Genomic DNA, 25,490 nt, shown 5'->3' on the forward strand with positions numbered 1-25,490 from the left:
GATCTATTTAAAGTTGCATTCACTGAAATCGCGGCCTGAATAATTTCCTAGTTAGCTTGAGGCCATGGCTAGAACCGTTTCAGGCAACAGGAATTTCCGGCATCTGTCGCGCTGCCGCGCCGGCACTTCGGCGGTCGAGTTCGCCATCGTCTCCCCGCTTCTCATCCTGCTCCTGTTCGGCATGGTTGCCTATGGCATCTATCTGGGCGCCAGCCATTCGATCCAGCAGATCGCCGCGGACGCGGCACGCACCGCCGTCGCCGGCTTGAACGAGAACGACCGCGTAAGGCTCGCCGACAGCTACATCGACAACAACGCCGCCGCCTATCCCTTTGTCGAGCGATCGAAGCTGGCGCTCGACATCAAGGACAACCCGGCCGACGCCGACGAATTCACCGTCGCCATTCGCTACGACACGCGCGACCTTCCCATCTGGAACCTGCTGCCGAACCTGCCGCTGCCGGGCATGACCATCCGCCATTCCTCGACAATCCGTATCGGGGGCAAGTGAATGGGGAACGATCCGAAACCGTGGGTATTGCGAAGCCTTCGCGCATTGCTCCGCTCCACTTCAGGGAATGTGGCAACGCTGACGGCGCTCCTGATGCCGGCGGCGCTGACGCTTGCCGCGTTCGCGGTAGACGAAGGTTCGCTCTACCTGGAAAGGCGACATTTGCAGAACCTGACCGACCTCGCCGCGATCGCGGCGGCGGCAGACATCACCGAGCCGGGCAAGGCGGCGGAGGCTCTGTTCAAGGCGAATGGGGTAACCGGCCTCTCCTTGCTAACCGAGCCGAGAGGGACGAATCTGCCTAACACGCTGCTGGTCGAGAGCGGCCGCTATGTGCCGGACCCCGACACCGCCGTCGCGAACCGCTTCCAGGCCGGTGCGGCGCCCGCCAACGCCGCGCGCGTCACCGTGCATACGGTCGGCACGACCTTCTTTGCCGGCAACCTTCTGCCGAATCCCGTCATCGGAACCACGGCGATCGCCAGCGCGTCCGACAAGGCCGCCTTTTCGATCGGCTCGCGGCTCGCCAGCCTCGATGGCGGGATCGTCAACGAACTGCTCGGCAAGCTCCTCGGCACCGAACTTTCACTCAGCGCGATGAGTTACGACGCGCTTCTCGGCGCCGACGTCGATGTCTTAGGCTTTCTCGACGCGCTTGCCGGGAAGGCGCATATCGAAGCCGGCAGCTATGACGAGGTGCTTCAGTCGGACGTGTCGATCGGCCAGTTCGTTTCCGCCCTCGCCGATGTCAGCCCGAAGCCCGAGGCGAGCGCCGCGCTCAAGGCCGTGGCTGGCGGGATCCTGTCATCGGATATGACCGTTCCATTGTCGCATCTCATCTCGCTGGGACAGGTCGGGCGGCTCGCGCTGGGCGAAAAAGCACCGGGCCTCGCGGCGCGCGCAAATATCATGTCGCTCCTCTCCACGGGCGCGCTGCTCGCCGAAGGCAAGCACCAGGTGGCGCTCGATCTCGACGCCGGCCTGCCCGGCATCGCCGGCGTGACGCTCAACCTCGCCATCGGCGAACCGCCGCAGAACTCGCCATGGTTCTCGATAGGCGAAAGGGGCGACATCGTGCGCACCGCACAGACGCGGCTCAGCCTTGTCGTGGCGGTTGGCGGGCCGGGCGGCTTGCTGGGCAAGCTGCTCGACGTATCGGTCCGCGTCCCGATCTATCTCGAGCTCGCCTATGCGGAAGGAAAGCTCGGCGATGTGGCGTGCCCGACCGGCCGGCCCGACAGCCTCCGTGTGACGGTCGAGGCCCGCCCCGGCGTAGCCGAAGCGTGGATCGGCGAGGTCGATCCGGCGGCAATGGGGAATTTCGCCAAGCCTCCGCAGGTGATGCCGGCGCAGCTTGTGAACGTGTTGCACCTCGTCACGGCGGCCGGCACGGCGCATGCGGCAATCTCCAATCCCTCCCCGACAAAGCTGGAATTTTCCCCCGCCGACATCGAAAAGGGCGTCGTCAAAAGCGTCTCGACGCACAATTTCACCGGACCGCTCTTCAAGTCGCTGCTCGGCGATCTCCACCTCGACGTCAAGGTCGGTGGCCTCGGCCTTGCCCTCGGCGACGTCAGCAAGGCGCTGGCGAACACGCTTGGCGCCGCATCGCCCGCGATCGATACGCTTTTGAACAATGTGCTAGCCACGCTCGGCATCAAGCTTGGCGAGGCCGACATTCGCGTAACCGGCGGCATTTGCGGGCACTCGGTGCTGGTGCAGTAGCGGCGGCCCTCAGCCGATGATTCCGAAAGCGATCCCAAGCGGCGGAAGGGAAATGTTTTTCCCGTCATGCCGGGGAGCAGGAAAGCCCGGAACGTCAATGAAACGCGCCTTGCCGAACTTTTCCGGAAGCTCGAACGTGATCGGCTCGCGGGCGATATTGAAGACACAAAGCATCGCATCCGCGCCCGACCTGCGCTCGAAGGCGAGCACACCGTCGGGCGCTTCGACGAAACGGATATCGCCGACAAGAAGCACCGGATGCTTCTTCCGGAAGGTCAGCGTCTCGCGATAGCGCGCCAGCACCGAAGCCGGATCGTGTTGCTGTGCGGAGACCGCGCGCAGCCGGTGCTCTTCCGGAATGGGCAGCCAAGGCTTGCCGCGCGAGAAGCCGGCATAGATCGTCTGCTCCTCCCAGACCATCGGCGTGCGGCAACCGTCGCGCCCCTTGAAGCCCGGCCAGAAACGGATGCCGTAAGGATCGCGCAGGTCCTCGAACGCGATGTCGGCCTCGGTCAGCCCCAATTCCTCGCCCTGATAGAGGCAGATGGAGCCGCGCAGCCCGCAAAGCAGTGTCACGCAGAATTTCGCCAGATGGTCCGCATCGTCTCCCGGCTTGGCGAAACGGGAGACGTGACGGGCGACATCGTGGTTTGAGAAGGCCCAGCAGACCCAGCCGGCAGCGGACGCCTCGAACGCCTCGACGCAGCGGCGGATATGGGCCGGCGAAAGTTCCGGGCCGAGCAAGTCGAACGTGTAGCACATGTTGAGCTTGTCGCTGCCGTCCGTATAGGCGGCAACAGTCGTCAGCGAGCGGTCGCCGTCGCCTACCTCGCCGATCGACATGCGTTCGTCATATGAATCAAGCAGCAACCTTACCCGCTTGAGAAAGCCGATATTTTCCGGCTGCGTCTTGTCGTGGATATGCTGCTGGAATCCGTAGGGATTGGTGTCGGGCACGTCGGAGGAAAGGGTGCGGGAAAGCGGCGGATTGTCGGTCAGCGCACGGTCGTGGAAATAGTAATTCACCGCGTCGAAGCGGAAGGCATCGACGCCGCGGTCGAGCCAGAAGCGCAGCAAGGCGAGCAGCGCTTCCTGAACCTCGGGACTGTGGAAATTCAAATCCGGCTGGGAGGCGAGGAAATTGTGCAGATAATATTGCTTGCGGACCGAATCCCATTCCCAGGCCGGGCCGCCGAACACCGATAGCCAGTTGTTCGGGGCGGTGCCATCGGGCTTGGCATCGGCCCAGACATACCAATCGTCCCTGGGGTTGTCGCGGCTCGACCGGCTTTCCCCGAACCATTCGTGCCGGTCCGAGGAATGCGACAGAACCTGATCGATGATTACCTTGAGACCGAGCCGATGGGCTTCCTCGATGACCGCATCGAAATCCTCCATGGTCCCGAAGAGCGGATCGACAGCGCAATAGTCGGCAATGTCGTAGCCCATGTCGGCCATGGGTGATTTGAAGAAGGGCGACAGCCAGATTGCGTCGACGCCGAGCGAGGCGACATAGGATAGCCGCCGCACCACGCCTTTCAGATCGCCGACGCCATCGCCGGTCGTATCCTGGAAGGAGCGCGGATAGATCTGGTAGATAGCGCATCCCCGCCACCATTCGATCCTGCTCATTATCGGCTGGTCGGCACTGTTCATTCGTCGGTACTAGCCTCTCCTGGCGAGTTGGGGCGAACGGCCGGATTCTCCCCATTCTGATCGGCGTCGTCGACCACCTCTCCCCCACTTTCGTGGAGTAGAGGAAGGGGATAAGGCGTTGCGGCGGGCTCTTCCTCTTCCCCGTCGAGCGCGTGAGAGGTGGCCGGAACGGAGTGGGGGTCGATTTCATCCTCGACGCCCCTGTCTGTCAGCGATTCGGCATAAAAGAGTACCGAACGTGCGGGAGCAGGAATAATGCCAGCCGCGACCTCGCCCAAAGCAGGCGCGTCAAATGCCGCACGCCGTCGCCATTCATGGCCGGCGCGCTCCGGCAGCGTGAAGGCCCTCGGATGGTCGTTGGCGTTGATGAAGACGGCGAGCCGACGGGCGGATTGCCCTGCCCCCTCGCGCAGCATCATGGTGAAGGCCCGGCGGCCCTCCTCCTGCCAGTTTTCGGGCGACAGCGGATCGCTTTCCTCCGTGAGCCAGGCGACATCGGGAAATTCCGAACCAGTCCCCCCCTCTCCCGAGAGCATGGCCGCATCGCCGAGGACGTCGAACTCACGGCGAAGCGCGGCCAGCGCCTCTACGAATGCGAGCAGGCCCTTGTCGGCGCCTTCCCAATCGAGCCATGTGATCTCGTTGTCTTGCGCGTAGGCGTTGTTGTTGCCGTGCTGGGAGCGGCCGAACTCGTCGCCGGCAGTCAGCATTACGGTGCCGCGCGAGGCGAAGAGTGTCGCCAGAAGCGCTGCGCAATCATGCCGGCGCCTCTCGACGATGGCCGCGTTGGTCGTCTTGCCCTCGACGCCGTTGTTCCAGGAGAAATTCTCGTTATGGCCGTCGCGATCGTCCTCGCCATTGGCGCTGTTGTGCTTGCGCTCGTAAGAGACGAGGTCGGCGAGCGTCATGCCGTCATGGGCCGCGACGAAATTCACCGTCCGCGTCGCCGGTGCGCCGTCGAAAATATCGAACGACCCGGCAAGGCGTGTCGCAAGCGGCCCTGCCATGGCGTTATCGCGGCGCCAGAAACGGCGGACATCGTCACGATAGCGGTCGTTCCATTCGAGGAAAGGCTGAGGGAAATGACCGAGCCGATAGCCGCCCTCGCCTACATCCCATGGCTCGGCGATGAGCATACGGTCGCCGATCACCGAGTCCTCGCGTAGCATGCGCAGAAGCGGCGCGTCTGCGTCGAAACCGTCGGCTGTCCGCCCGAGCACGGTGGCAAGATCGAAGCGGAAGCCGTCCACCTCGGCATGGGTCACGAAATGGCGCAGCGTGTCGATAACGAGTTTCTGGACGAGCGGGCTGTCGGCATCGAGCGTGTTGCCGCAGCCGGTCACGTTTTCAAGGCGCGGCGGGCTGCCCACATGCCGATAGTAGGCGAGATGGTCGAGGCCGCGGAGCGACAGAACCGGGCCTGCCGCATCCGCCTCGCCGGTGTGATTCAACACTACGTCGAGGATGACGCCGATGCCTGCCTCATGCAGCGCTTCGACCGTCTCGCGCAATTCGGCGATGCCTCCCGGCGCAAGGCGCGGATCGAGCGCCATGAAGGTGACCGGATTGTAGCCCCATGCATTGCGCAGGTTGAGCGGCGGCAGATGCCGCTCGTCGATCCATGCGGCGATGGGCATCAGTTCGACGGCGCCGACGCCGAGCTTCACCAGATGCTCGATGATTTCCGGCTGCTTGAGCGCCGCGACCGTGCCGCGCACCGGAGCATGGATCGCGGGGTGGCGCTTGGTGAAGGCGCGCACCGGCACCTCGTAGATCAGGCCGCCCGGCTGGAACATAGGCGGCCGGGGAAAGAGCCTGCCGCGCGTCGCTGTCACGATCGCCTTCGGGACGAGGCCGGCCGTGTCGCCGCCTTCACCGCGCGCCGCCGCCAGCCTTTCGCGGTAGGTGTAGGGCCGGTCGATCGCCAACGCATAAGGGTCGACCAGCAGTTTCGCCGGGTCAAAGAAATACCCGTTATGGGGATCGTAGCGGCCGTCGGCGCGATAGCCGTAGCGGGCTCCCTCTTCCAGCCCCTCGATAGAGCAGGACCAGACGCCGTCCTCGCCGCGCTCCATGTCGCGGCGAGCGGTCTCCGTCGTCCCCTGCTCGTCGAACACGCAAAGCGTCACTTTCTCCGCCGTTCCCGAAACGACGGAGAACTCCACGCCCCCCTCTTTCGCAACCGCCCCCAGTTGCTTACTGCGTGTCAAATGAGCAAACCCTGCATTTATTCCTAAATTAGGTAATGACGGACGGCCTGTCACGGCCCGTATGCGCCTTGATGCCAGCGATCTTGCCGGCCGCGGCAATAAGATCGGCCAGCGCTTTCTGCGTGTCGAGATCGAGCCGGGCCGGATCGGCCTCGTAGCGCTCGATATAGACGCGGATGGTCGCGCCTTCCGTTCCCGTGCCGGAAAGCCGGAAGACGATGCGCGAGCCGCCTTCGAAGAAGATGCGGATGCCCTGATGCTCGCTGACCGAATGATCGACCGGGTCGTGATAGGCGAAATCGTCCGCCTTTTCGACCTTGTCCTTGCCGAAGCTCTGACCGGGAAGGCTGGAAAGCTTCGCCGTCAATTCGCTCATCAATTTGTGGGCGGCGTCCGACTTCACCGCCTCATAGTCGTGTCGCGTATAATAGTTGCGGCCATACGTCTTCCAATGATCTTCAGCGACTTCCCGCACGCTCAGGCCGCGCACGGCGAGGATGTTCAGCCAGAGAAGCACGGCCCATAACCCGTCCTTCTCGCGCACATGGTTGGAGCCGGTGCCGGCGCTTTCCTCGCCGCAGATCGTCGCCATGCCGGCGTCGAGCAGATTGCCGAAGAACTTCCAGCCGGTCGGCGTCTCATAGCTGCCGATGCCGAGTTTCGCCGCGACGCGGTCGGAGGCGGCACTGGTCGGCATGGAACGCGCGATGCCTTTCAGGCCGCCCTTGTAGCCGGGCGCCAGATGCGCGTTAGCCGACAGCATGGCAAGCGAATCCGAAGGCGTGATGAAGATGCCGCGCCCGAGGATCAGGTTACGGTCACCGTCGCCGTCTGACGCGGCGGCGAAATCCGGCGACTTGTCCGACATGACGAGATCGTAGAGATGCTTCGCATGGACGAGGTTCGGGTCGGGATGGTGGCCGCCGAAATCGGGAAGCGGCCTGAAATTGCGCGCCGTGCCTTCGGGCGCGCCCAACCGGTTCTCCAGGATCTCCTTGCCATAGGGACCGGTCACCGCATGCATGGAATCGAAGACCATGCGGAAGCCCGATTTGAAGAGCTTGCGGATGGCGTCGAAATCGAACAGCTCCTCCATCAGTTCGGCGTAATCCTTGACGGGATCTATGATCTCGATGGCCATGCCGCCGCGCTCGATCGCGGCGATCTTGCCGAGGTCGATGTCGGGAAAATCCTCGATCCTGTAGCGGTCGATCCCCTTGGAGCGGGCAAAGATCGCCTCGGTGATCTTCTCCGGTGCGGGTCCGCCATTGCCGATATTGTACTTGATGCCGAAGTCCTCTTTCGGCCCGCCGGGATTGTGGCTGGCCGAGAGGATGATGCCACCGAAGGTCTTCTTCTTACGGATCAGGTTGGAGACGGCCGGCGTGGAGCAGATGCCGTCCTTGCCGATGATGAGCTTGCCGAAGCCATTGGCGGCGGCCATCTTCACGATGATCTGGATGGCTTCCGGATTGAAGTAGCGGCCGTCGCCGCCGATCACCAGCGTCTTTCCCTTGTAGCCTTCGAGCGAATCGAAGATCGACTGGATGAAGTTCTGCACATAGTTCGGCTGCTGGAATTCGGGCACTTTCTTGCGGAGGCCCGACGTGCCCGGCCGCTGGTCCATATAGGGCGTCGTTGGAACCGTCTTGATCATTAAGCGGGGACCTTCTTGGCAATTAGGGATTGATAGAGCTCAACATAGCGCGCCGCGCTTTTTTTCCAGGATAGGTCCGATTTCATGCCCTGCCGCTGCATGGCCGCCCATTCGGCCGGGCGGGCACGAGCTTCCATGGCGCGGGAAATGGCATGGTAGAGCCCGCCGGGGGCGGAAGGCTCGTACTGGAAGCCGGTGGCAACGCCGGCCGACAGCGCCGCCTCGTTGGCGTCGATGATCGTGTCCGCCAGCCCGCCGGTCCGCGCCACGACCGGCACGCAGCCATAGCGCAGACCGTAAAGCTGGGTCAGCCCGCAGGGCTCGAAACGGGACGGGATGAGGATCGCCTCGGCGCCGCCCTGCATCAGGTGCGACAGCGGTTCATCGTAGCCGACGACCATGCCGACCTTGCCGCGATGCCGGGACGCGGCGGCAAGCAGCGCGCCTTCCAGCGCCGCGTCGCCCGAACCCAGCACCGCGAGCCGGCCGCCGGCGGCGACCAGTCCGTCTACCGTCTCGACCAGCGTGTCCATACCCTTTTGCCAGGTCAGACGGCTGACCACGCAGAAGATCGGTCCCTGCCCGCGATCGAGGCCGAAGCGCTCCTCCAGCGCTGCCTTGTTGGCCTTGCGGGCCTTGAGACTGCGCGCCGAATATCTCGCGACAAGATGCGGGTCCGTCTCCGGGTTCCAGATATCGGTGTCGATGCCGTTGACGATGCCGAAGAGATCACCGGAGCGCGCGTTCATCATGCCGTCGAGCCCCATGCCGAACTCCGGCGTGCGTATTTCCTGCGCGTAGGTGGGGCTCACCGTGGTGATGGCGCTTGCGGCCTGCAAACCGGCCTTCAGAAAGCCGACGCCGCCGTAATATTCGACGCCATCGACGGAAAGTGCGGAGGCCGGCAGACCGAGTTCGGGAAAGATCGAGGCCGGGAACTGGCCCTGGAACGCAAGATTGTGAACCGTCATGACGGTCGGAACGGTCGTTCCGTCGTAGCGCAGATAGGCGAGTGTCATCGCCGCCTGCCAGTCATGCGCATGGACGAGGTCGGGTACGTAGCCCTCGACCGCACCGCCCGCGATGTCGGCGGCCGCACGGGAAAAAGCCGCGAAGCGCCGCCAGTTGTCGGAGAAATCCGCGCCGGAGGCGTCTCCATAGGGACCTCCCTTGCGGTCGAAGAGCGTCGGGGCGTTCAGGACAAGGAGGTCGAGCCCGGCCGCCTCGCCGCGCAGGATCGAAGCCCTGGCGCCGAAAAGGTCCGCGTAAGCATGGACCTGTTTCTTCTTCCTCAGCTTTGCGGCAAGCCCCGGATAACCGGGCACGAAAGTCGTTGCGTGGACGCCATGCGCGGCCAGCGCTGGCGGCAGCGCACCGACGACATCCGCCAGCCCGCCGGTCTTGACCAGAGGAAAGACTTCCGAGGCGACGGAGAGGACCCGCATATGTCAGGATTCCAACCGGTCGATCATCTCTTGCGTGATGAGGCACACCCCCTTCTCGGTGCGGCGGAAGCGCTTGGCGTCGAGCACCGGGTCTTCGCCGACGACGAGGCGTTCGGGAATATGCACGCCGCGGTCCAGCACGACACGGCTCAGGCTCGCATTGCGGCCGATGAAGCAGTCCGGCAGCACAACACATTCCTCCAGGGAGGAGAAGGAGTTGATGCGCGCGCCAGTGAAGATCAGGCTGCGGCGCAGCGCGGCACCCGAGACGATGCAGTCGCCCGCGACGAGCGACGACACGGCCGAACCGCGCCTTCCCTCCTCGTCGTGCACGAATTTGGCCGGCGGCTTGATCTCGGCATAGGTCCAGATCGGCCAGTCGCGATCGTAGATGTCGAGTTCCGGCGTGATGTCTGTAAGATCGATATTCGCTTCCCAATAGGCGTCGATGGTGCCGACATCGCGCCAATAGGCCTCGTGCTCGAAGCTGGAGCGAACGCAGGACTGGGTGAAGCGGTGCGCGACCGCTTTCCCGTTCTTCACGATCCAGGGGATGATGTCCTTGCCGAAATCGTGGCTGGTCTCCTTTTCTGCCGCGTCGCGGCGAAGCTGCTCCATCAGGAATTTGGTGTGGAAGACATAAATGCCCATCGAAGCGAGCGCGAAATCCGGCTTGTCGGGCATGCCGGGCGGATCGGCCGGCTTCTCGACGAAGGCGATGATCTTGTCCTTGGCGTCCACATGCATGACACCGAAGCCAGTCGCCTCCATGCGAGGCACCTCCAGGCAGCCGACGGTCACGTCCGCGCCGCTGTCCACATGCTGGCGCAGCATGATCTCCAGATCCATCTTGAAGACATGGTCGCCAGCCAGGATGACCATGTATTCCACGCCATGGTCCTGGATGATGTCGATGTTCTGGTAGACCGCGTCGGCGGTGCCTTCATACCATTGCGTCTCGGAAACACGCTGGCTTGCCGGCAATATGTCGAAGCTCTCATTGCGCTCGGGACGGAAGAAGTTCCAGCCGCGTTGCAGATGGCGGATAAGCGAATGCGCCTTGTACTGGGTCGCGACGCCAATGCGGCGGATGCCGGAGTTCAGCGCATTGGAAAGGGCGAAGTCGATGATGCGCGTCTTGCCGCCGAAATAGACGGCGGGCTTGGCGCGGCGGTCGGTCAATTCCTTCAGCCGGCTGCCCCGCCCTCCCGCAAGGACATAGGCCATCGCATCGCGCGACAGAGGCTGGCTCCGTCTCAGATCCGCCATTTCAGCCCTCCCATATCCGAAACAGTTTCTACTCTGGATCGTATTCTATCATGATGGTCGAGAGCGGCGGCAAAGTCATCAGCGCCGACGCCGCCTTCCCCTCGGCAACCGCCGAGACCATGCCGTTATTCCCCATGCCGCTGCCGCCATAGGCCCCGGCATCCGTATTCACCACTTCGCGCCAGCGCCCCGCATGTGGCAGCGGCACGCGGTAGCCGCTTCTCGGCACCGGCGTGAAATTGCAAACGACAGCGACCGGCCGTGCGCCCGGCGCGCCACGCACCCAGGCGAAAACCGAGTTCTGCTTGTCATCGACGATCAGCCAGCCGAAGCCGTCGGGCTCGCAGTCGCGTGCGTGGAGCGCCGGCTTGTCGCGATAGAGGCGGTTCAGATCCCGAACGAGACGGCGCACGCCCTCATGCGAGCCGTAATCCAGGAGATACCAGTCGAGCCCCTTCGCTTCGTTCCACTCGGCGCGTTGGGCGAATTCCTGCCCCATGAAGAGCAGTTTCTTGCCGGGATAGCCCCACATGAAGGCGTAGTAGGCCCGCAGATTGGCGAATTTCTGCCAATCGTCGCCCGACATCTTGGTAAGCAGCGTGCCCTTGCCGTGCACGACCTCGTCATGGCTGAGCGGAAGGACGAAGTTCTCGCTGAAGGCGTAGGTCAGGCCGAAGGTGATCTGCTCGTGATGGTATTTCCGGTGCACCGGCTCCTTGGACATGTATTCAAGCGTATCGTGCATGAAGCCCATGTTCCACTTGAACCCGAAGCCCAGTCCGCCTTCGTGCACCGGCCCTGAAACCTTAGGCCATGAAGTCGATTCCTCGGCGATGGTCATGATGCCTGGATGCGCGCCATAAACGGCTTTGTTCATCTCCTGCAGGAAGCGGACCGCCTCGAGGTTCTCGCGGCCGCCCTTCTCGTTCGGGACCCACTCTCCTTCCTTCCTCGAATAGTCGAGGTAAAGCATCGAGGCGACGGCATCGACCCTCAGCCCGTCGAGATGGTACTTCTCCGGCCAGAACAGCGCGTTGTTGACCAGATAAGCCATCACCTCGCGGCGGCCGAAATTGTAGATCGCGGTGTTCCAGTCGGGGTGGAAGCCCTTGCGCGGGTCAGCATGCTCGTAGAGCGCGGTGCCGTCGAAGCGCGCCAGCCCGTGCTCGTCGGTCGGGAAATGCGCCGGCACCCAGTCGAGGATGATTCCGATGCCGGCGCGATGCGCGCCATCGACGAAGCGCGCAAAGCCCACCGGCTCGCCGAAGCGTGCCGTCGGGCAATAAAGCCCGGTCGTCTGGTAGCCCCAGGACGGATCGTAAGGGTGCTCGGTGATCGGCAGGAACTCGATATGGGTGAAGCCCATGTCGGCGACATAGGGGATGAGGCGATCGGCCAGTTCGTCCCATGAGAGGAACGAGCCGTCGTCGCGACGCTGCCACGATCCGGCATGGACCTCATAGATGGAGACCGGCTGGCGACGTGCATCGGCGCTTCGCCAGAATTCGCGATGCTTGCCGTCGCCCCATTCATGGCGCATGGGCAGGTCGGTCACCGACGCAGTCGCCGGCCGAAGCTCGGAACGGAAAGCGAAAGGATCGGCCTTGAGCGGCAGCTTCTCGCCCTTCGCACCGATGATCTCGTATTTATAGGGCTGGCCGGCGCTGATATCGGGGAGGAAAATTTCCCAGATGCCGGTATCGACACGCTTGCGCATGACATGGCAGCGGCCGTCCCAATCGTTGAACTGGCCGACGACGGAGACGCGCCGCGCATTCGGTGCCCAGACGGCGAAATGGATGCCGCTCGCGCCCTCATGCTCGATCAGATGCGCGCCGAGCTTGTCGAAGAGCCTCAGATGCGAGCCCTCGGCGATGTAGTAATCGTCCATCGGCCCGAGCACCGGCCCGAAAGAGTACGGATCGGTGATCCACCAGTCGCCGCCTTGGTTACTGGCGTGATAGCGGATCGGCTGGCGCTCGCGAATGGAAAGCGCGCCGTCGAAGAAACCGGCATCGTCGCGGCGGGTGAGTTCGCCGGCCGGCTCGCCACTAAGCGTGAAGGCCGCGACATGTTCCGCATGAGGGAGGAAGCAGCGCGCGACCAGCCTTCCGCCCGTCTCCTGGACGCCGAGGATAGAAAAAGGATCGCGGTGTTCGCCAGCGACAATCGCCCGAATGTCGGCCGCGCCGGTCAGCGGCTTCTCGGCTTTGGCCCCTTTACGAACACCGGGCATCGAACGGCAGCACTCCCTGCAACTGACTTCTAATTTCCCTGTACTGAACTATAGGGCACTTTCCAGATTTCCGATGCATATTGGCGGATGGTACGGTCGGAAGAAAACCACCCCATGTTCGCCGTGTTGCGGATCGCCTTGGCGTACCAGTCGCGCGGTCTCAGCCACAGATCGTCGATATCGCGCTGCGCGGCGGCGTAAGAGTCGAAATCGGCGGCGACCATGAACCAGTCGTGCTCATAAAGTCCGCCGACAAGGCCGGCGTAGCGGTCGCGGTCGTCCGGTGAAAAGACGCCGGAGGCGATTGCCGCCAGCGCCTGCGAAAGCTCCGGCGAGCGCTCGATCAGTTCACGCGGGTTGTAGCCGTTGCGACGACGCTCGGCGACCTCCTCGGCGGTCAGGCCGAAGATGACGATATTCTCCGCGCCCACATGTTCGCGGATCTCGATGTTGGCGCCGTCGAGCGTGCCGATGGTGAGCGCGCCGTTCAGCGCGAACTTCATGTTACCGGTGCCGGACGCCTCCATGCCCGCCGTCGAGATCTGTTCCGACAGATCGGCCGCCGGCACCAGCACTTCCGCCAGGCTGACATTGTAGTTCGGGACGAACACGACCTTCAGCAGCCCACGCACCGAAGGATCGTTGTTGACCGTTCGGGCCAAATCGTTGGCGAGCTTTATGATCAGCTTGGCGTTGTGATAAGTCGGCGCCGCCTTGCCCGCCAGAAGCTTCACGCGCGGCACCCAGTCCTTTTCAGGATGCGAGCGCATCTGGTCGTAGAGCGCGACGGTCTCGACGATATTCAGGAGTTGGCGCTTGTATTCGTGGATGCGCTTCACCTGGATGTCGAACAGCGCCGACGGATCGAGGTCGATCCCCATCCGCTCGCGCACCAGTTTGGCCAGATGCTCCTTGTTGGCGCGTTTGACTTCCGCGAACGCCTCCTGAAACCCGGGATCGTCGGCATGGGCGTTCAGGCCGGAGAGCGCATCGATATCGTCCAGTACACTGTCACCTATCGTCCGCCTGACCAGCGAGAAAAGGCCGGGGTCGCATTGCTGCAGCCAGCGGCGCGGTGTGATGCCATTGGTCTTGTTGTTGATCCTGCGGGGATAGAGGCGATGCAGGTCCGCGAAGACCGTCTTCTTCATCAGCTCCGTATGAAGTGCTGAAACGCCGTTCACCGAATGCGAGCCGACGAAGGCGAGATTGCCCATGCGCACGCGCCGCTCGCCGTTCTCATCGATCAGCGAGATGGCGCTGATCTGCCCATCATCGAAGCTGTTTTCGCGCCGGGCATCGAGCAGCAGCTTGGCGTTGATCGCATAGACAAGTTGCATGTGCCGGGGCAGCAGTCTTTCAAAAAGAGGGACGGGCCAGCTTTCCAGCGCTTCGGGCAGAAGCGTGTGGTTTGTGTAGCAGAAGGTGCGACGTACGATGTCCCATGCCGCATCGAATTCGAAATCGTGGACGTCGACCAGCAGCCGCATCAGTTCCAGCACGGCTACGGCCGGATGCGTATCGTTCAATTGGATCGCCGCTTTGTCGGGAAGCGAAGTGAGGTCGGGATATTCGTGCAGGTGGCGGTCGAGAATGTCGCGCAGCGAGGCGGCGGAGAAGAAATATTCCTGCCTCAGCCTGAGTTCCTGACCGGCTGGCGTCGCATCCGCCGGATAGAGCACGCGGGTCAGCGTTTCGGCCTGCGTGCTCTCGCTCAAGGCGCCGACATGATCGCCGGCGTTGAACCGGTCGAGCAGGATCGGATCGACCGACATCGCGGTCCATAGGCGAAGCGTATTGACGCGCTTCGCCCGCCAGCCGGCGACCGGCGTGTCGTAGGCAACGGCCAGCACGCGCTCCTGCGGCTTCCACGCCATGCGCCGCCCGTCACTACCCGGCACGGCCTCCACCATGCCGCCGAACCCGATCTCGATCGAACGCTCGCGCCGCTCGAACTCCCACGGGTTGCCATGGTCGAGCCACGTCTCGGGCAATTCCACCTGCCAACCGTCCGAGATTTCCTGTCGAAACATGCCGTTGGCGTAGCGGATGCCGTAGCCGTGGGCGGGAATGTCGACGGTCGCCATCGATTCCATGAAGCAGGCGGCAAGTCGGCCGAGGCCGCCATTGCCGAGTGCGGCGTCGGGCTCAAGAGCGGCGATGATGTCGAAATCGACGCCCAGCGACGAAAGCGCGTTCTTCACTTCGTCCATCAGGCGCAGATTGGATATGGCGTCGCGCATCAGCCGCCCGATCAGGAATTCGAGCGAGAGATAGTAGACGCGCTTCGACTGCTCTTCGTAGGCCTTCTTGGTCGAGGCGATCCATTTCTCGATCAGCCGGTCGCGCACCACCTTGATGGTGGCGGAAAGCCAATCGTACTGGGTCGCAACGGTCGGGTCCTTGCCGATCCGATAGGTAAGGCACGAAAGGATCTCGGCGGCCAGCGTTTTGGCGTCGGGTGCGGCTTGGGAGGGAACGGGCTGGGTGGCGCTGGTCATGCTTTTTCTTGTTTCCGTGCGTCCTTCGAGGCTCGCTCCGCTCGCACCTCAGGATGAGGACGGCAGGCGCTTGTCCACATCCTCTCTCTACCCGAGTTCTAGCTTCGGGATGAGAGCAGGCTCCGATTCCCTCATCCTGAGGTGCGAGCGGAGCGAGCCTCGAAGGACGCACCGGACAGAGAACAATCAGACGTGAATGCCGTCGGCATTACTAGACTGGAACGTCCTGCCCTGCCTATCAGAAACGCGCCGACCAAACCGTAAAGTCAAGCTGCCAGCGCGGCTTCGGGCGGAACCTTGGCGCCGGTCATGAAGGCGACCGCGTCCGACATGGTGTATTGTTTCGGGTCGATGACGCAGAGCCGCTTGCCCAGGCGGTGGATGTGGATGCGGTCGGCCACCTCGAAGACATGCGGCATGTTGTGCGAGATGAGCACGATCGGCAGGCCGCGCTTCTTGACGTCGAGGATGAGTTCCAGCACGCGGCGCGATTCCTTGACACCGAGCGCCGCGGTCGGCTCATCCATGATGATCACTTTCGAACCGAAGGCGGCGGCGCGCGCCACCGCCACGCCTTGCCGCTGGCCGCCCGAGAGCGTCTCGACCGACTGGTTGATGTTCTGGATGGTCATCAGACCAAGCTCGGAGAGCTTGCTGCGGGCTATTCTTTGCATCTTCGAGCGATCGAGGCGGCGCAGGAACTTTCCGACAAATCCTTCCTGGCGGATCTCGCGGCCGAGGAACATGTTGTCGGCGATCGACAGGGCCGGCGAAAGCGCAAGGTTCTGGTAGACGGTTTCGATGCCGGCATGACGCGCCTCGATCGGCGAGCGGAAATGAACCGGCTTTCCGTTCAGCTCGATCGCGCCGCTGTCGGGATTGACCGCGCCGCACAGCGCCTTGATCAGCGTCGATTTCCCGGCGCCGTTGTCGCCAATCACCGCCAGGATTTCGCCGGGCATGAGGTCGAAATCGGCATTGTCGAGGGCTACGACGCGGCCGTAGCGCTTGACGAGACTCTTGGCCGCCAGAACGGGCGTCACAGCGTTCATACGGAAATCTTCCTTATCCACTGGTCAATGGTGACGGCAATGATGATCAGGATGCCGACGGCGAACTCCTGCCAGAGCACCTCAACGCCGGAGAGCGCCAGACCGTTGCGGAAGACGCCGACGATGAGCGCTCCGACAAGCGTGCCGACCAGCGAGCCGCGGCCGCCGAAGAGCGACGTTCCGCCTATGACCACGGCGGTGATGGCGTCGAGATTGGCGGTCTGGTTACCGAGCGGGCTCGCCGCCCCGATGCGGCCGATCAACACCCATGCCGCGATGGCGCAGATGAAGCCGGCAAGCGTATAGACGCCGACCAGCGTCGCACCGGTGTTGATGCCGGTAAGGCGCGCCGCCTCCGGGTCGTCGCCGGTGGCATAGACGTGGCGGCCGAACGCCGTGCGGTTGAGGATGTACCAGCAGGCGATAGCGATCACGATCATCAGGATCGAGCCATAGGTGATCAGCGCGCCATGGCCGAAGATGATGCGGTTGCCTGTCCAGTGCAGGATCGGCGCCATCTGGTCGATGTCCTGCGCGCGGATCGTCTCGGAATGCGAGACGTAGATGACCATCGAGCCGAAGATGCTCCAAGTGCCGAGCGTGACGATGAAGGGCGGCAGCTTGATGACCGCCACCAGCACGCCGTTGATGAAACCGCAGGCAATACCCGCCACGAAACCGAGCAGGAAGGCGATCTCAGGCGGCCATCCCCACACGACCGCGAGGCGGCCCATGATGATGGAGGAAAGCACCATGATGGCGCCGACCGAAAGGTCGATGCCGGCGGTGAGGATCACCAGCGTCTGGGCGATGCCGAGAATGCCGATGATCGTCACCTGCTGGAGGACCAGCGAAAGGTTGAACGGCGCGAAGAACTTGCCGCCGGCGGTGAAGGAAAAGATCAGGATGCCGATGATGAGAACGATGAAGGGAACGGCGGTCGGGAATTCATGGAGAAAATGCTGGAGCCGCTTTATGAGCGTGACCGCTTCCTCCTCGAAGCTCGCTACGGACTGATCCGCGCCCTGAAGGCCGCTTTCGGCAAGCGTCGAACCGCGCGCGTCTTCATCCATTCCCCGTTCCTCCTGAGGGCCCCTTATCGCGGGACCGTTCGGGGAGCCGGCACTCCGACTCCCCTGTTTGCTTCAGTCTAACCCCGGAAGCCTAACCTCCGGGGCCGGATCAGGAAAGGGTCAGCCCCAGCAGAGCTTCAGGCCCTCCTCGGTGCTTATGGAAGGGACGCCGTTAACCGGCTTGTCGGTGACGAGCTGGGCACCGGTGTCGGTGAAATCCTTGCCTTCGGTCGGCTTGGGCTTTTCTCCGGTCTTGGTGAATTTTGCGATCGCCTCCATCGCCATCGCCGCCATCTTCAGCGGGTATTGCTGCGAGGTCGCGCCGATGACACCGGCCTTGACGTTCTTCACGCCCGGGCAACCGCCGTCGATGGAAACGACCAGAACCGAGCCGTCGTCCTTGCCGGCCGCCTTCAGCGCCTGGTAGCCGCCGGCCGCGGCCGGCTCGTTGATCGTGTACATGATGTTCACGTCGGGGCACTTCTGAAGAAGCGTCTCCATGGCCGTACGCCCGCCATCCTCGGCGCCGCCGGTCATCTCGTGGCCGCAGATGCGCGGATCGGTCTCGTCGCCGTAGTGCTTGGGATCCTTGATATCGATACCGAAGCCCTGCATGAAGCCCTGGTCGCGCAGATAGTCGACCGTCGGCTGATTGGTGGCGAGGTCGAGGAAGGCGATCTTGGCATCCTTGGCCTTGTCGCCGAGCGTGCCCTTCGCCCATTCGCCGATAAGCTGGCCGGCCTTGAAATTGTCCGTCGCGAAGGTGGCATCGACGGCGTCGATCGGATCGGTCGGCGTGTCGAGGTCGATGACAAGCAGGCCTGCATCGCGCGCTTTCTTGATCGTCGGCACGATAGCGGTGGAATCGCTCGGCACGATGGCAAAACCCTTGGCGCCGGCGGCGATCAGGTTCTCGATCGCGGCGACCTGGCTGTCATTGTCGCCATCATACTTGCCGGCGAAGGTGCGGAGGTCGAGCCCGAGTTCCTTGGCCTTCGCCTGCGCGCCCTCGCGCATCTTGACGAAGAAGGGATTGCCTTCGGTCTTGGTGATCAGGCCGACGATATCGGCGGCCCATGCGGGGCTGGCCGCCATCACGCCGAGCGCGACGGCGCCCGCAACGGCAAGTTTCGTGAATGTGAACCTACTCATCTTGATCCTCCCAGTGGACATATGGAGCGGACATCTCGCCCGCAGGGCGCGGCAAGCCGGCACCCGGCCATCTCAGCGCCGGATGAAGACAAAGAAAATACCAGCCCTTCGCTTCTGTCAATATATAAATCAAAATGAATTATTATTGACAGGCATGGATTAGAAGGCGATGCTTGTCAGGGCGGGACTGATCAAAACCCGTCAGTCGATACCCTTTTGGGAGGCCGCGTGGGGAGCGAAAGCGCCATACAGGCCGGACGGTCGTCCGGTGACAGCCGCTTCCATCGCGGCACCAACCAGAGCGGCATGCGCGACTATAACGAGCGGCTCGTGCTGACACTTGTGCGCCAGCAAGGCAGCCTCGCAAAGACGGAGATAGCGCGCGTCACCGGCCTTTCCGCGCAGACGATCTCGGTCATCATGCGCGGCCTCGAGGAAGACGGGCTCCTGGTGCGCGGCGCGCCGGTGCGTGGCAAGGTCGGCCAACCGTCGATCCCGATGTCGCTCAATCCCGACGGCGCCTATTTCCTCGGACTGAAGCTCGGGCGGCGTAGCGCCGATCTCGTCCTGATCGATTTCCTCGGCCGGGTGCGAGCGATGCTCCACCATCCTTATCCCTACCCGCAACCGGAAGAGACGATCGCTTTCGTGCGCAAAGGCATCGCCGAGATGCGATCCGGGCTGAGCGGCGAACAGGAGCGGCGGATCGGCGGGCTTGGCATCGCCATCCCCTTCGAATTGTGGAACTGGGCCGACGCGGCCGGCGCGCCGCGGCAAGTGATGGACGCCTGGCGCAAGACCGACATCCGCATCGACCTCGCCGCCGAACTCCCCTTCCCCGTCTATCTGCAGAACGACGCCACGGCAGCCTGCAACGCGGAACTCGTCTTCGGAAAAGCCGGGGACCTTAGCGATTTCGTCTACTACTATATCGGCGCCTTCGCCGGCGGCGGCGTCGCCATCAACCGAAGCGTTTTCGCCGGCCAGACCGGCAATGCCGGCGCGCTCGGCTCGATGCCGGTGCCGGGAGAAGCGGGCAAGCCGGTGCAACTGATCGATGTCGCTTCCATCGCCGTGCTCGAACGCGCCTTGAACGCAAACGGCAAGGACTCCTCGCATCTATGGACCTCGCCCGAGGATTGGGGCGATCTGGGCGATGCCCTCGATAACTGGATCGAGGCGGCGGCCGGCGCACTCGCATACGCCACGCTAGCTGCTTCCTCGGTGATCGACTTCGAGGCGGCGGTGGTGGATGGATGGATGCCGCTCGACGTCCGCTCTCGCCTCGTCAACACAATCCGCCAGAAAATTACCAGGCTCGACGCGGAAGGCCTCAGCCTGCCTGAGATCCGCGAGGGTACGGTCGGCCATCATGCCCGCGCGCTCGGCGGCGCCAGCCTGCCGCTCTCCGAGCGCTTCCTGATCGGCGCGGCGTCCTTGTCGGGCGCATCGTGAAGGTGCAAATGTCCGCGAATATCCACGGAGGTTCGACTGCCTTGCCGAAATCTCAAGACTGCGGGACGTGTGCTCCGCGCTCGAAGGAAGGATTCGTATGATCCTCTGTTGCGGTGACACGCTCATCGACATGCTGCCACGCCAGACCCCGAACGGCGAACCAGCATTCGCGCCCTATGTCGGCGGCGCCTTGTTCAACAGCGCTATCGCACTCGGGCGCGTCGGGGCGCCTGCCGGACTCCTCACCGGACTTTCAAACGATTTCTTCGGTAAGATGCTCAAGGCAGCACTCGCGGAAAGCCATGTCGATACGCGCTATGCCCATATCTCGGACCATCACACCACGCTCGCCTTCGTTCGCCTAGTGGGTGGACAGGCGAGCTACACGTTCTTCGACGAGAACAGCGCGGGGCGCATGCTGCTGGAATCCGATCTGCCGGCGCTCGATGCGGGCATCAAGGCGATGCTCTTCGGCTGCATGACGCTCATTGCCGAGCCTTGCGGATCGACCTACGAAGCCTTGATGCGGCGCGAGCGCAAGGACCGCGTCATGATGCTCGATCCGAATATCCGGCGCGATTTCATCCCCGACAAGCCGGTGCATATGGCGCGGCTGAACCGCATGATCGACATGGCCGACATAGTAAAACTCTCCGACGAGGATCTCGACTGGTTCGGCGAGGCGGGATCGCAGGACGAGGCGGCCTCCGGCTGGCTGAAACGAGGCCCGAAGCTGATCGTGGTGACACATGGAGCGCGCGGCGCCAACGCCTACTCCCGGCATGGCAAGATGAGCGTACCCGCCCGCAAGGTCGATATCGTCGACACGGTCGGCGCCGGCGACACGTTCAATGCCGGCATCCTCGCATCGCTCGACAGTTCCGGCCTGCTCTCGAAAGAATCCGTTGCCGCCCTTTCCGAAGATTCCATCCGGCAGGCGCTGGAATTCGCAGTGCAGGTCGCCGCCGTCACCGTCTCGCGTGCCGGCGCTAACCCGCCCTGGCGGCACGAGTTGGATGCGCTCCCGGTAGCAACGGCCTGAGACGAGCGACGAGGCTCCCTGAATCCGTTTGAATTCATTGCCAAAGATCGCCTATGAGCAACCGGGCGTAAACGGAACCGGTTGGACGTGGCGAAACTGGACGACATCCGCATCGGCATTATCGGGCTCGGCTATGTCGGGCTACCGCTTGCCGTGCTTTTCGCCGAGCGCTTTTCGGTTACCGGGTTCGACCACGACACAAGGCGCATCGAGGAATTGCGGAACGGCATCGACCGGACGCTGGAGGTCGAGCCGGAAGCGCTGGCGCGCACGGAAGTGCACTTCACCGCCTCGCCCGACGATCTCGCCCAATGCAATTTCCATGTGGTAACGGTCCCGACGCCGATCGACGCCGCCAAGCGGCCTGACATGCGCCTCCTGATGGCGGCCTGCGAGACGGTTGGGAAAGTGATCGGCAGGGGCGATATCGTGGTGTTCGAATCGACCGTCTATCCCGGCGCCACCGAGGAAGACTGCGTGCCGGTCATCGAACGTGCCTCCGGGCTTCGCTTCAATGAGGATTTCTTCGCCGGCTACAGTCCGGAACGGGTCAATCCCGGTGACAAGCAACATACGATCGACAGGATCGTAAAGGTCGTCTCGGGCTCGTCGCCCGAGACGCTGGAAATCATCGAAGCAGTCTACGGCGCGGTCGTGAAAGCCGGGACGTATCGCGCGCCCTCGATCCGGGTCGCGGAAGCCGCCAAGGTCATCGAAAACACGCAGCGTGACGTGAATATCGCACTGGTCAACGAATTTTCCACGCTGTTCGACAAGCTCGGCATCGACACGGCCGCCGTGCTCGATGCTGCCGGCACAAAATGGAATTTTCTGCCATTCCGGCCAGGGCTTGTCGGCGGACACTGCATCGGCGTCGACCCCTATTATCTGACCCATAAGGCGCAGGAAGTCGGCCACCACCCCGAGATCATCCTCGCCGGCCGACGCATCAACGACGCCATGGGCGAGGCCGTCGCCGGCCGTTTCCTGCGTATGCTTGCCTCGCGCGGCATGAACCGCTCCGGCGCGCGGGTGCTCGTCCTGGGCTTCGCCTTCAAGGAGGACTGTCCCGATATCCGCAACACGCGCGTCATCGACGTAGCGCGGCAACTCTCGGCCTATGGCATGGCCGTAGATGTCCACGATCCGTGGGCGGATGCCGGCGAGACGGAGCGGCAATACGGCATCCAGCTCGTCGAGGAACCGGTGGAAAGCGCGTATCAGGGCGTGATCCTTGCCGTTGCGCACCAGCGCTTCCGCGCGCTGGGCGCCGAGGCACTGCGCCGATACCTCGTGCCCGGCGGCATCTTCTTCGATGTGAAAAGCGTCTTTCCTGTCGAGGACAGCGATCTTCGGCTTTGATAAGAGGGTGATTCACATTTCCGCCGGATGCCTTTGATTTTGAAAGGGATATGGATCAGAGATGTCCGCGACAGGATCGATGCGTGCTCTGAGGAGTAGGAAATGACCGTACTCGTCACCGGCGCCGCCGGCTTCATCGGCGCCGCCGTCGCGCATCGACTGCTTGACCGTGGCGACGAAGTGGTCGGGCTGGACAATATCAGCGACTATTACGATCCGAAGCTGAAGCTTGCCCGCCTCGCTCGCCTGGAAGGGCGGAAAGGTTTTTCTTTCCTTCGGCAGGATATCGCCGCAACGGAAGAAATGAGGAGGCTCTTCGCGAAAGGGCGCTTCGCTACCGTGATCCATCTCGCCGCCCAGGCCGGCGTTCGCTACTCCATCGAAAACCCCGACTCCTATGCCCAGTCGAATCTCGTCGGCTTCCTGAACATTCTCGAGGGCTGCCGCCATTCCGGCGTCAAGCATCTGGTCTATGCCTCGTCGAGTTCAGTTTACGGAGCGAACGAAAAGCTTCCCTTCTCCGTTTCCGACAATGTCGACCATCCCGTCAGCTTCTACGCCGCCACCAAGAAGGCGAACGAACTGATGGCGCATTCCTACGCGCATCTCTACCGACTGCCGGTGACGGGATTGCGCTTTTTCACCGTGTACGGGCCATGGGGGCGGCCGGACATGGCGCTGTTCATGTTCACCCGCAACATACTCGCAGGCGAGCCGATCAATGTCTTCAACCACGGCCATCACAGGCGAGATTTCACCTACATCGACGATATAGCGGAAGGAGTAGTACGAGCGTCCGACCGTATCGCAACACCTTCCGGAAAATGGAATCCGGAGGCACCGGATCCAGCCATCTCCTCGGCGCCCTACCGACTCTACAATATCGGCAACAACCAGCCGGTCAGACTGCTCGATTTCATCGCCGCGATCGAAAAGGCTGTCGGGAAGAAAGCGAAGATGAACATGCTGCCGATGCAGAAGGGCGATGTCGAGGCCACCTATGCCGATATCGACGCGCTACGGGACGCGGTCGGCTTCTCGCCCTCGACGCCGATCGAGGACGGGATCGCCAGATTCGTGGAGTGGTATCGGGAATATTACGGAGCCTGACCGGCTGGCCTCTTATACAGCCTTGCGGATCGTCTCGATGATCCTGCCCTGGTCGGCTTCCGACAGGTAAGGGTGCATCGGCAGGCAGAGGATACGGTTGGGCAAAGTCTCCGACACAGGCAGGCCGGCCGACGCACGCGGATAGTGCTCATAGGCTTTCTGCAGATGCAGCGACTTCTCGTAGTAGACCACCGAGGGGATGCCGGCTTCCTTCAGCGCGGCGCGCACCGCATCCCGACGCTCCGTCTCGATCGCATATTGCGCCCATGCCGAGCGGTAGCCGCGCGGGATCACCGGAACCTTGACGACATCGCCCAGTCCCTCCGCATAGCGCCGCGCCACCTTCTGGCGCTCTTCCATCTCGTCGGAGAGAATCGCTAGCTTCTCGATCAGGATCGCCGCCTGAAGCGTGTCGAGGCGTGAGTTCAGGCCGATACGGACATTGTCGTACTGGCTCTCGCCCTTGCCGTGGAAGGCAATGGAACGCAGCTTTTCGGCAAGGTCGGCATCGTTGGTGAACATGGCGCCGCCGTCGCCATAGGCGCCCAACGGCTTGGCCGGATAGAAGCTGGTCGAGGCGACATCGCCAAACGCTCCGCAACGGACATTCTCACGCTCGCCGCCGATGGCTTGTGCCGCGTCCTCGATGACGATCAGCCCTTCCTTGTCGGCGAGTGAGGCAACGGCCGAATAGTCGGCCGACAGACCGAACAGGTCGACGGGAATGATCGCCTTTGGCGTCAGGCGGCCTTCCTTGCGAGTTTCGGCGATTGCCGCCTCAAGCTGGGCAGTATCGATATTGTAGGTGTCGGGGTCGACATCGATGAACACGGGTTCCGCGCCAGCAAGCGCTACGACCTCGGCCGTCGCCGCGAAGGTGAAGCTCGGCACGAACACCGCGTCTCCCGGCCCGACGCCGTATGCCATCAACGGCATAAGCAGCGCATCGGTGCCATTGGCACAGGCAACGACATGCTCGACGCCGATATAGGCGGCCATCTTTTTCTCGAATTCCGCGACCTGCGGACCGAGTATGTATTTGCCGCCGGCGACAACCTCGTCGATCGCGCGTTGCAGGCGATCCTTCAGCCTTTCGCGCTGCGCGCCGAGATCGATGAATTGCATGGGAACTCCGGATGGGCTGGTAAGTGGGTGAGACTTTTCGGCTGATAGACCGGCAGCCGATTCAAGTCTTGAGAGTGGCGATCAATCTAGACCAGCAAGTGTTTCAATTCGTGAAGACAATCGGTCGCATGGAGCCATCGCAGCGGGCGATGAACCACGGATTGGCGAAATCGACGTCTTCCAGCTGGTTTCTTTTGCCATAGGTGAGAGGGTTGCCGTCAAGGGTGAAAGTCATGCCGCCGGCCGCCCGCAGCACAGCATCGCCGGCCGCGGTATCCCATTCCATCGTACGGCCGAAACGCGGATAAAGGTCGGCCTTGCCGCTCGCCAGCAGGCAGAATTTCAGCGACGACCCCACCGAGATGGTCTCCGCGCCGTCGAATCGGGAAATGTAGGCGTTCGTCTCGGTCGTACGATGCGAGCGGCTGGCCACGATGAGAGGGGGATGGATATCGCAGCGCACGGCGATGGCGTGTCGCGACACAATCGTGAAATCAGGTCCGACAGAAATCTCCTCGGCGCCGTCCAGCCGGCCGCTGAACATCCTGCTGGTAGCCGGCGCGAGAACGACGCCCAGTTCGGGCGCGCCATCGTGGATCAGTGCGATGTTCACCGTGAAATCGGTGTTTCCACCGACGAATTCCTTCGTTCCGTCAAGTGGATCGACGAGGAAGAACGCTTCGCCGAGATCGCCCGGCGCGCCGCCGCCAGCGCATTCCTCTTCCGCCACACAGGGAATATCTGGAAAGGAGTTGCGAAGGCCTTCGAGGATGATCGTTTCTGCGGCGCGGTCCGCCTCGGTCACCGGCGAGGAATCGGACTTCAGTTCCGCGACGATGCCGGCAGTTCGGACTTCCATGATCCGGCGGCCGGCGGCGAGCGCCAGATTCTCGAAGACGGCAAGCATTG

Annotated in this window: 18 protein-coding genes; 6 read left to right on the forward strand and 12 right to left on the reverse strand. The window is 62.9% G+C overall.

All coding sequences use genetic code 11. From position 1 onward, the window contains the following. Nucleotides 1–64: 64 nt before the first annotated feature. Together RBH77_RS19580 and RBH77_RS19585 are read left to right on the forward strand one after the other, a co-directional pair. A complete protein-coding gene (locus tag RBH77_RS19580; RefSeq protein ID WP_311029240.1) occupies nucleotides 65–511 on the forward strand; it encodes a TadE/TadG family type IV pilus assembly protein in 447 nt (148 codons plus the stop codon). 69 nt (nucleotides 512–580) lie between these two features. Beyond that, nucleotides 581–2,236: a pilus assembly protein TadG-related protein gene (locus tag RBH77_RS19585; RefSeq protein ID WP_311029241.1), complete on the forward strand. Its 1,656-nt coding sequence runs from the start codon at nucleotides 581–583 to the stop codon at nucleotides 2,234–2,236. Nucleotides 2,237–2,245: 9 nt separating this feature from the next. Here RBH77_RS19585 and bglA read toward each other — a convergent pair whose 3' ends face one another. The 10 genes from bglA to RBH77_RS19635 form a co-directional block, all read right to left on the reverse strand. Next, nucleotides 2,246–3,868, reverse strand: a complete 1,623-nt coding sequence (bglA, locus tag RBH77_RS19590) for a beta-galactosidase BglA (protein ID WP_311029242.1) — start codon at nucleotides 3,866–3,868, stop codon at nucleotides 2,246–2,248. 20 nt (nucleotides 3,869–3,888) lie between these two features. Next, on the reverse strand, nucleotides 3,889–6,057 hold the full coding sequence (gene glgX / locus RBH77_RS19595) for a glycogen debranching protein GlgX (RefSeq protein ID WP_311029243.1): 2,169 nt from the start codon (nucleotides 6,055–6,057) through the stop codon (nucleotides 3,889–3,891). Nucleotides 6,058–6,130: 73 nt separating this feature from the next. After that, entirely contained in the window at nucleotides 6,131–7,759 is a 1,629-nt protein-coding gene (locus tag RBH77_RS19600) for an alpha-D-glucose phosphate-specific phosphoglucomutase (protein ID WP_311029244.1), read from the reverse strand. Then, on the reverse strand, nucleotides 7,759–9,204 hold the full coding sequence (glgA, locus tag RBH77_RS19605; RefSeq protein WP_311029245.1) for a glycogen synthase GlgA: 1,446 nt from the start codon (nucleotides 9,202–9,204) through the stop codon (nucleotides 7,759–7,761). Before glgA ends, RBH77_RS19600 begins: the two co-directional genes overlap by 1 nt. 3 nt (nucleotides 9,205–9,207) lie before the next feature. Beyond that, nucleotides 9,208–10,473, reverse strand: coding sequence for a glucose-1-phosphate adenylyltransferase (glgC, locus tag RBH77_RS19610; protein ID WP_311029246.1), 1,266 nt, complete (start codon nucleotides 10,471–10,473; stop codon nucleotides 9,208–9,210). 28 nt (nucleotides 10,474–10,501) lie between these two features. Beyond that, nucleotides 10,502–12,709 carry a 1,4-alpha-glucan branching protein GlgB gene (gene glgB, locus RBH77_RS19615; protein ID WP_311029247.1) on the reverse strand — a complete coding sequence of 736 codons (2,208 nt, stop codon included), beginning with the start codon at nucleotides 12,707–12,709 and terminating at the stop codon, nucleotides 10,502–10,504. 29 nt (nucleotides 12,710–12,738) lie between these two features. Continuing rightward, nucleotides 12,739–15,210: a glycogen/starch/alpha-glucan phosphorylase gene (locus RBH77_RS19620; RefSeq protein ID WP_311029248.1), complete on the reverse strand. Its 2,472-nt coding sequence runs from the start codon at nucleotides 15,208–15,210 to the stop codon at nucleotides 12,739–12,741. 266 nt (nucleotides 15,211–15,476) lie between these two features. After that, complete coding sequence (locus RBH77_RS19625) at nucleotides 15,477–16,262, reverse strand: ATP-binding cassette domain-containing protein (RefSeq protein ID WP_311029249.1); 786 nt, start codon at nucleotides 16,260–16,262, stop codon at nucleotides 15,477–15,479. Next, nucleotides 16,259–17,335, reverse strand: a complete 1,077-nt coding sequence (locus tag RBH77_RS19630) for an ABC transporter permease (protein ID WP_311029250.1) — start codon at nucleotides 17,333–17,335, stop codon at nucleotides 16,259–16,261. Before RBH77_RS19630 ends, RBH77_RS19625 begins: the two co-directional genes overlap by 4 nt. 120 nt (nucleotides 17,336–17,455) lie before the next feature. Beyond that, nucleotides 17,456–18,487 (reverse strand): sugar ABC transporter substrate-binding protein, encoded by a 1,032-nt coding sequence (locus tag RBH77_RS19635; RefSeq protein WP_311029251.1) that lies wholly within the window; start codon nucleotides 18,485–18,487, stop codon nucleotides 17,456–17,458. 306 nt (nucleotides 18,488–18,793) lie between these two features. Between RBH77_RS19635 and RBH77_RS19640 the strand changes: the two genes are divergently transcribed. The 4 genes from RBH77_RS19640 to RBH77_RS19655 all read left to right on the forward strand — a co-directional run bounded on the left by RBH77_RS19640 (nucleotide 18,794) and on the right by RBH77_RS19655 (nucleotide 23,456). Then, the gene (locus RBH77_RS19640) at nucleotides 18,794–19,942 is read left to right on the forward strand and encodes an ROK family transcriptional regulator (protein ID WP_311032620.1); all 1,149 of its coding nucleotides are present in this window, start codon (nucleotides 18,794–18,796) and stop codon (nucleotides 19,940–19,942) included. Nucleotides 19,943–20,039: 97 nt separating this feature from the next. Next, nucleotides 20,040–20,984 (forward strand): carbohydrate kinase family protein, encoded by a 945-nt coding sequence (locus RBH77_RS19645; RefSeq protein WP_311029252.1) that lies wholly within the window; start codon nucleotides 20,040–20,042, stop codon nucleotides 20,982–20,984. A gap of 81 nt (nucleotides 20,985–21,065) precedes the next feature. Next, nucleotides 21,066–22,346 carry a nucleotide sugar dehydrogenase gene (locus RBH77_RS19650; RefSeq protein WP_311029253.1) on the forward strand — a complete coding sequence of 427 codons (1,281 nt, stop codon included), beginning with the start codon at nucleotides 21,066–21,068 and terminating at the stop codon, nucleotides 22,344–22,346. A 102-nt stretch (nucleotides 22,347–22,448) separates the two neighbouring features. Continuing rightward, nucleotides 22,449–23,456 (forward strand): NAD-dependent epimerase, encoded by a 1,008-nt coding sequence (locus RBH77_RS19655; protein WP_311029254.1) that lies wholly within the window; start codon nucleotides 22,449–22,451, stop codon nucleotides 23,454–23,456. Nucleotides 23,457–23,468: 12 nt separating this feature from the next. Here the strand turns inward: RBH77_RS19655 and RBH77_RS19660 are convergent, their stop codons facing one another. Continuing rightward, the gene (locus RBH77_RS19660; RefSeq protein WP_311029255.1) at nucleotides 23,469–24,581 is read right to left on the reverse strand and encodes a DegT/DnrJ/EryC1/StrS family aminotransferase; all 1,113 of its coding nucleotides are present in this window, start codon (nucleotides 24,579–24,581) and stop codon (nucleotides 23,469–23,471) included. A gap of 103 nt (nucleotides 24,582–24,684) precedes the next feature. Next, nucleotides 24,685–25,488, reverse strand: coding sequence for a 3'(2'),5'-bisphosphate nucleotidase CysQ (gene cysQ, locus RBH77_RS19665; protein ID WP_311032621.1), 804 nt, complete (start codon nucleotides 25,486–25,488; stop codon nucleotides 24,685–24,687). Between the last annotated feature and the right edge of the window lie 2 nt (nucleotides 25,489–25,490).

The sequence above is a fragment of the Mesorhizobium koreense genome (assembly GCF_031656215.1).
Lineage (GTDB): Bacteria > Pseudomonadota > Alphaproteobacteria > Rhizobiales > Rhizobiaceae > Mesorhizobium_L > Mesorhizobium_L koreense.

Coding starts and splice junctions, on each gene's coding strand:
- RBH77_RS19580 (WP_311029240.1), top strand. CDS start 65: ATGGCTAGAACCGTTTCAGGCAACAGGAATTTCCGGCATCTGTCGCGC.
- bglA (WP_311029242.1), bottom strand. CDS start 3,868: ATGAGCAGGATCGAATGGTGGCGGGGATGCGCTATCTACCAGATCTAT.
- RBH77_RS19600 (WP_311029244.1), bottom strand. CDS start 7,759: ATGATCAAGACGGTTCCAACGACGCCCTATATGGACCAGCGGCCGGGC.
- glgA (WP_311029245.1), bottom strand. CDS start 9,204: ATGCGGGTCCTCTCCGTCGCCTCGGAAGTCTTTCCTCTGGTCAAGACC.
- glgC (WP_311029246.1), bottom strand. CDS start 10,473: ATGGCGGATCTGAGACGGAGCCAGCCTCTGTCGCGCGATGCGATGGCC.
- glgB (WP_311029247.1), bottom strand. CDS start 12,709: ATGCCCGGTGTTCGTAAAGGGGCCAAAGCCGAGAAGCCGCTGACCGGC.
- RBH77_RS19620 (WP_311029248.1), bottom strand. CDS start 15,210: ATGACCAGCGCCACCCAGCCCGTTCCCTCCCAAGCCGCACCCGACGCC.
- RBH77_RS19625 (WP_311029249.1), bottom strand. CDS start 16,262: ATGAACGCTGTGACGCCCGTTCTGGCGGCCAAGAGTCTCGTCAAGCGC.
- RBH77_RS19630 (WP_311029250.1), bottom strand. CDS start 17,335: ATGGATGAAGACGCGCGCGGTTCGACGCTTGCCGAAAGCGGCCTTCAG.
- RBH77_RS19635 (WP_311029251.1), bottom strand. CDS start 18,487: ATGAGTAGGTTCACATTCACGAAACTTGCCGTTGCGGGCGCCGTCGCG.
- RBH77_RS19640 (WP_311032620.1), top strand. CDS start 18,794: ATGCGCGACTATAACGAGCGGCTCGTGCTGACACTTGTGCGCCAGCAA.
- RBH77_RS19645 (WP_311029252.1), top strand. CDS start 20,040: ATGATCCTCTGTTGCGGTGACACGCTCATCGACATGCTGCCACGCCAG.
- RBH77_RS19655 (WP_311029254.1), top strand. CDS start 22,449: ATGACCGTACTCGTCACCGGCGCCGCCGGCTTCATCGGCGCCGCCGTC.
- RBH77_RS19660 (WP_311029255.1), bottom strand. CDS start 24,581: ATGCAATTCATCGATCTCGGCGCGCAGCGCGAAAGGCTGAAGGATCGC.
- cysQ (WP_311032621.1), bottom strand. CDS start 25,488: ATGCTTGCCGTCTTCGAGAATCTGGCGCTCGCCGCCGGCCGCCGGATC.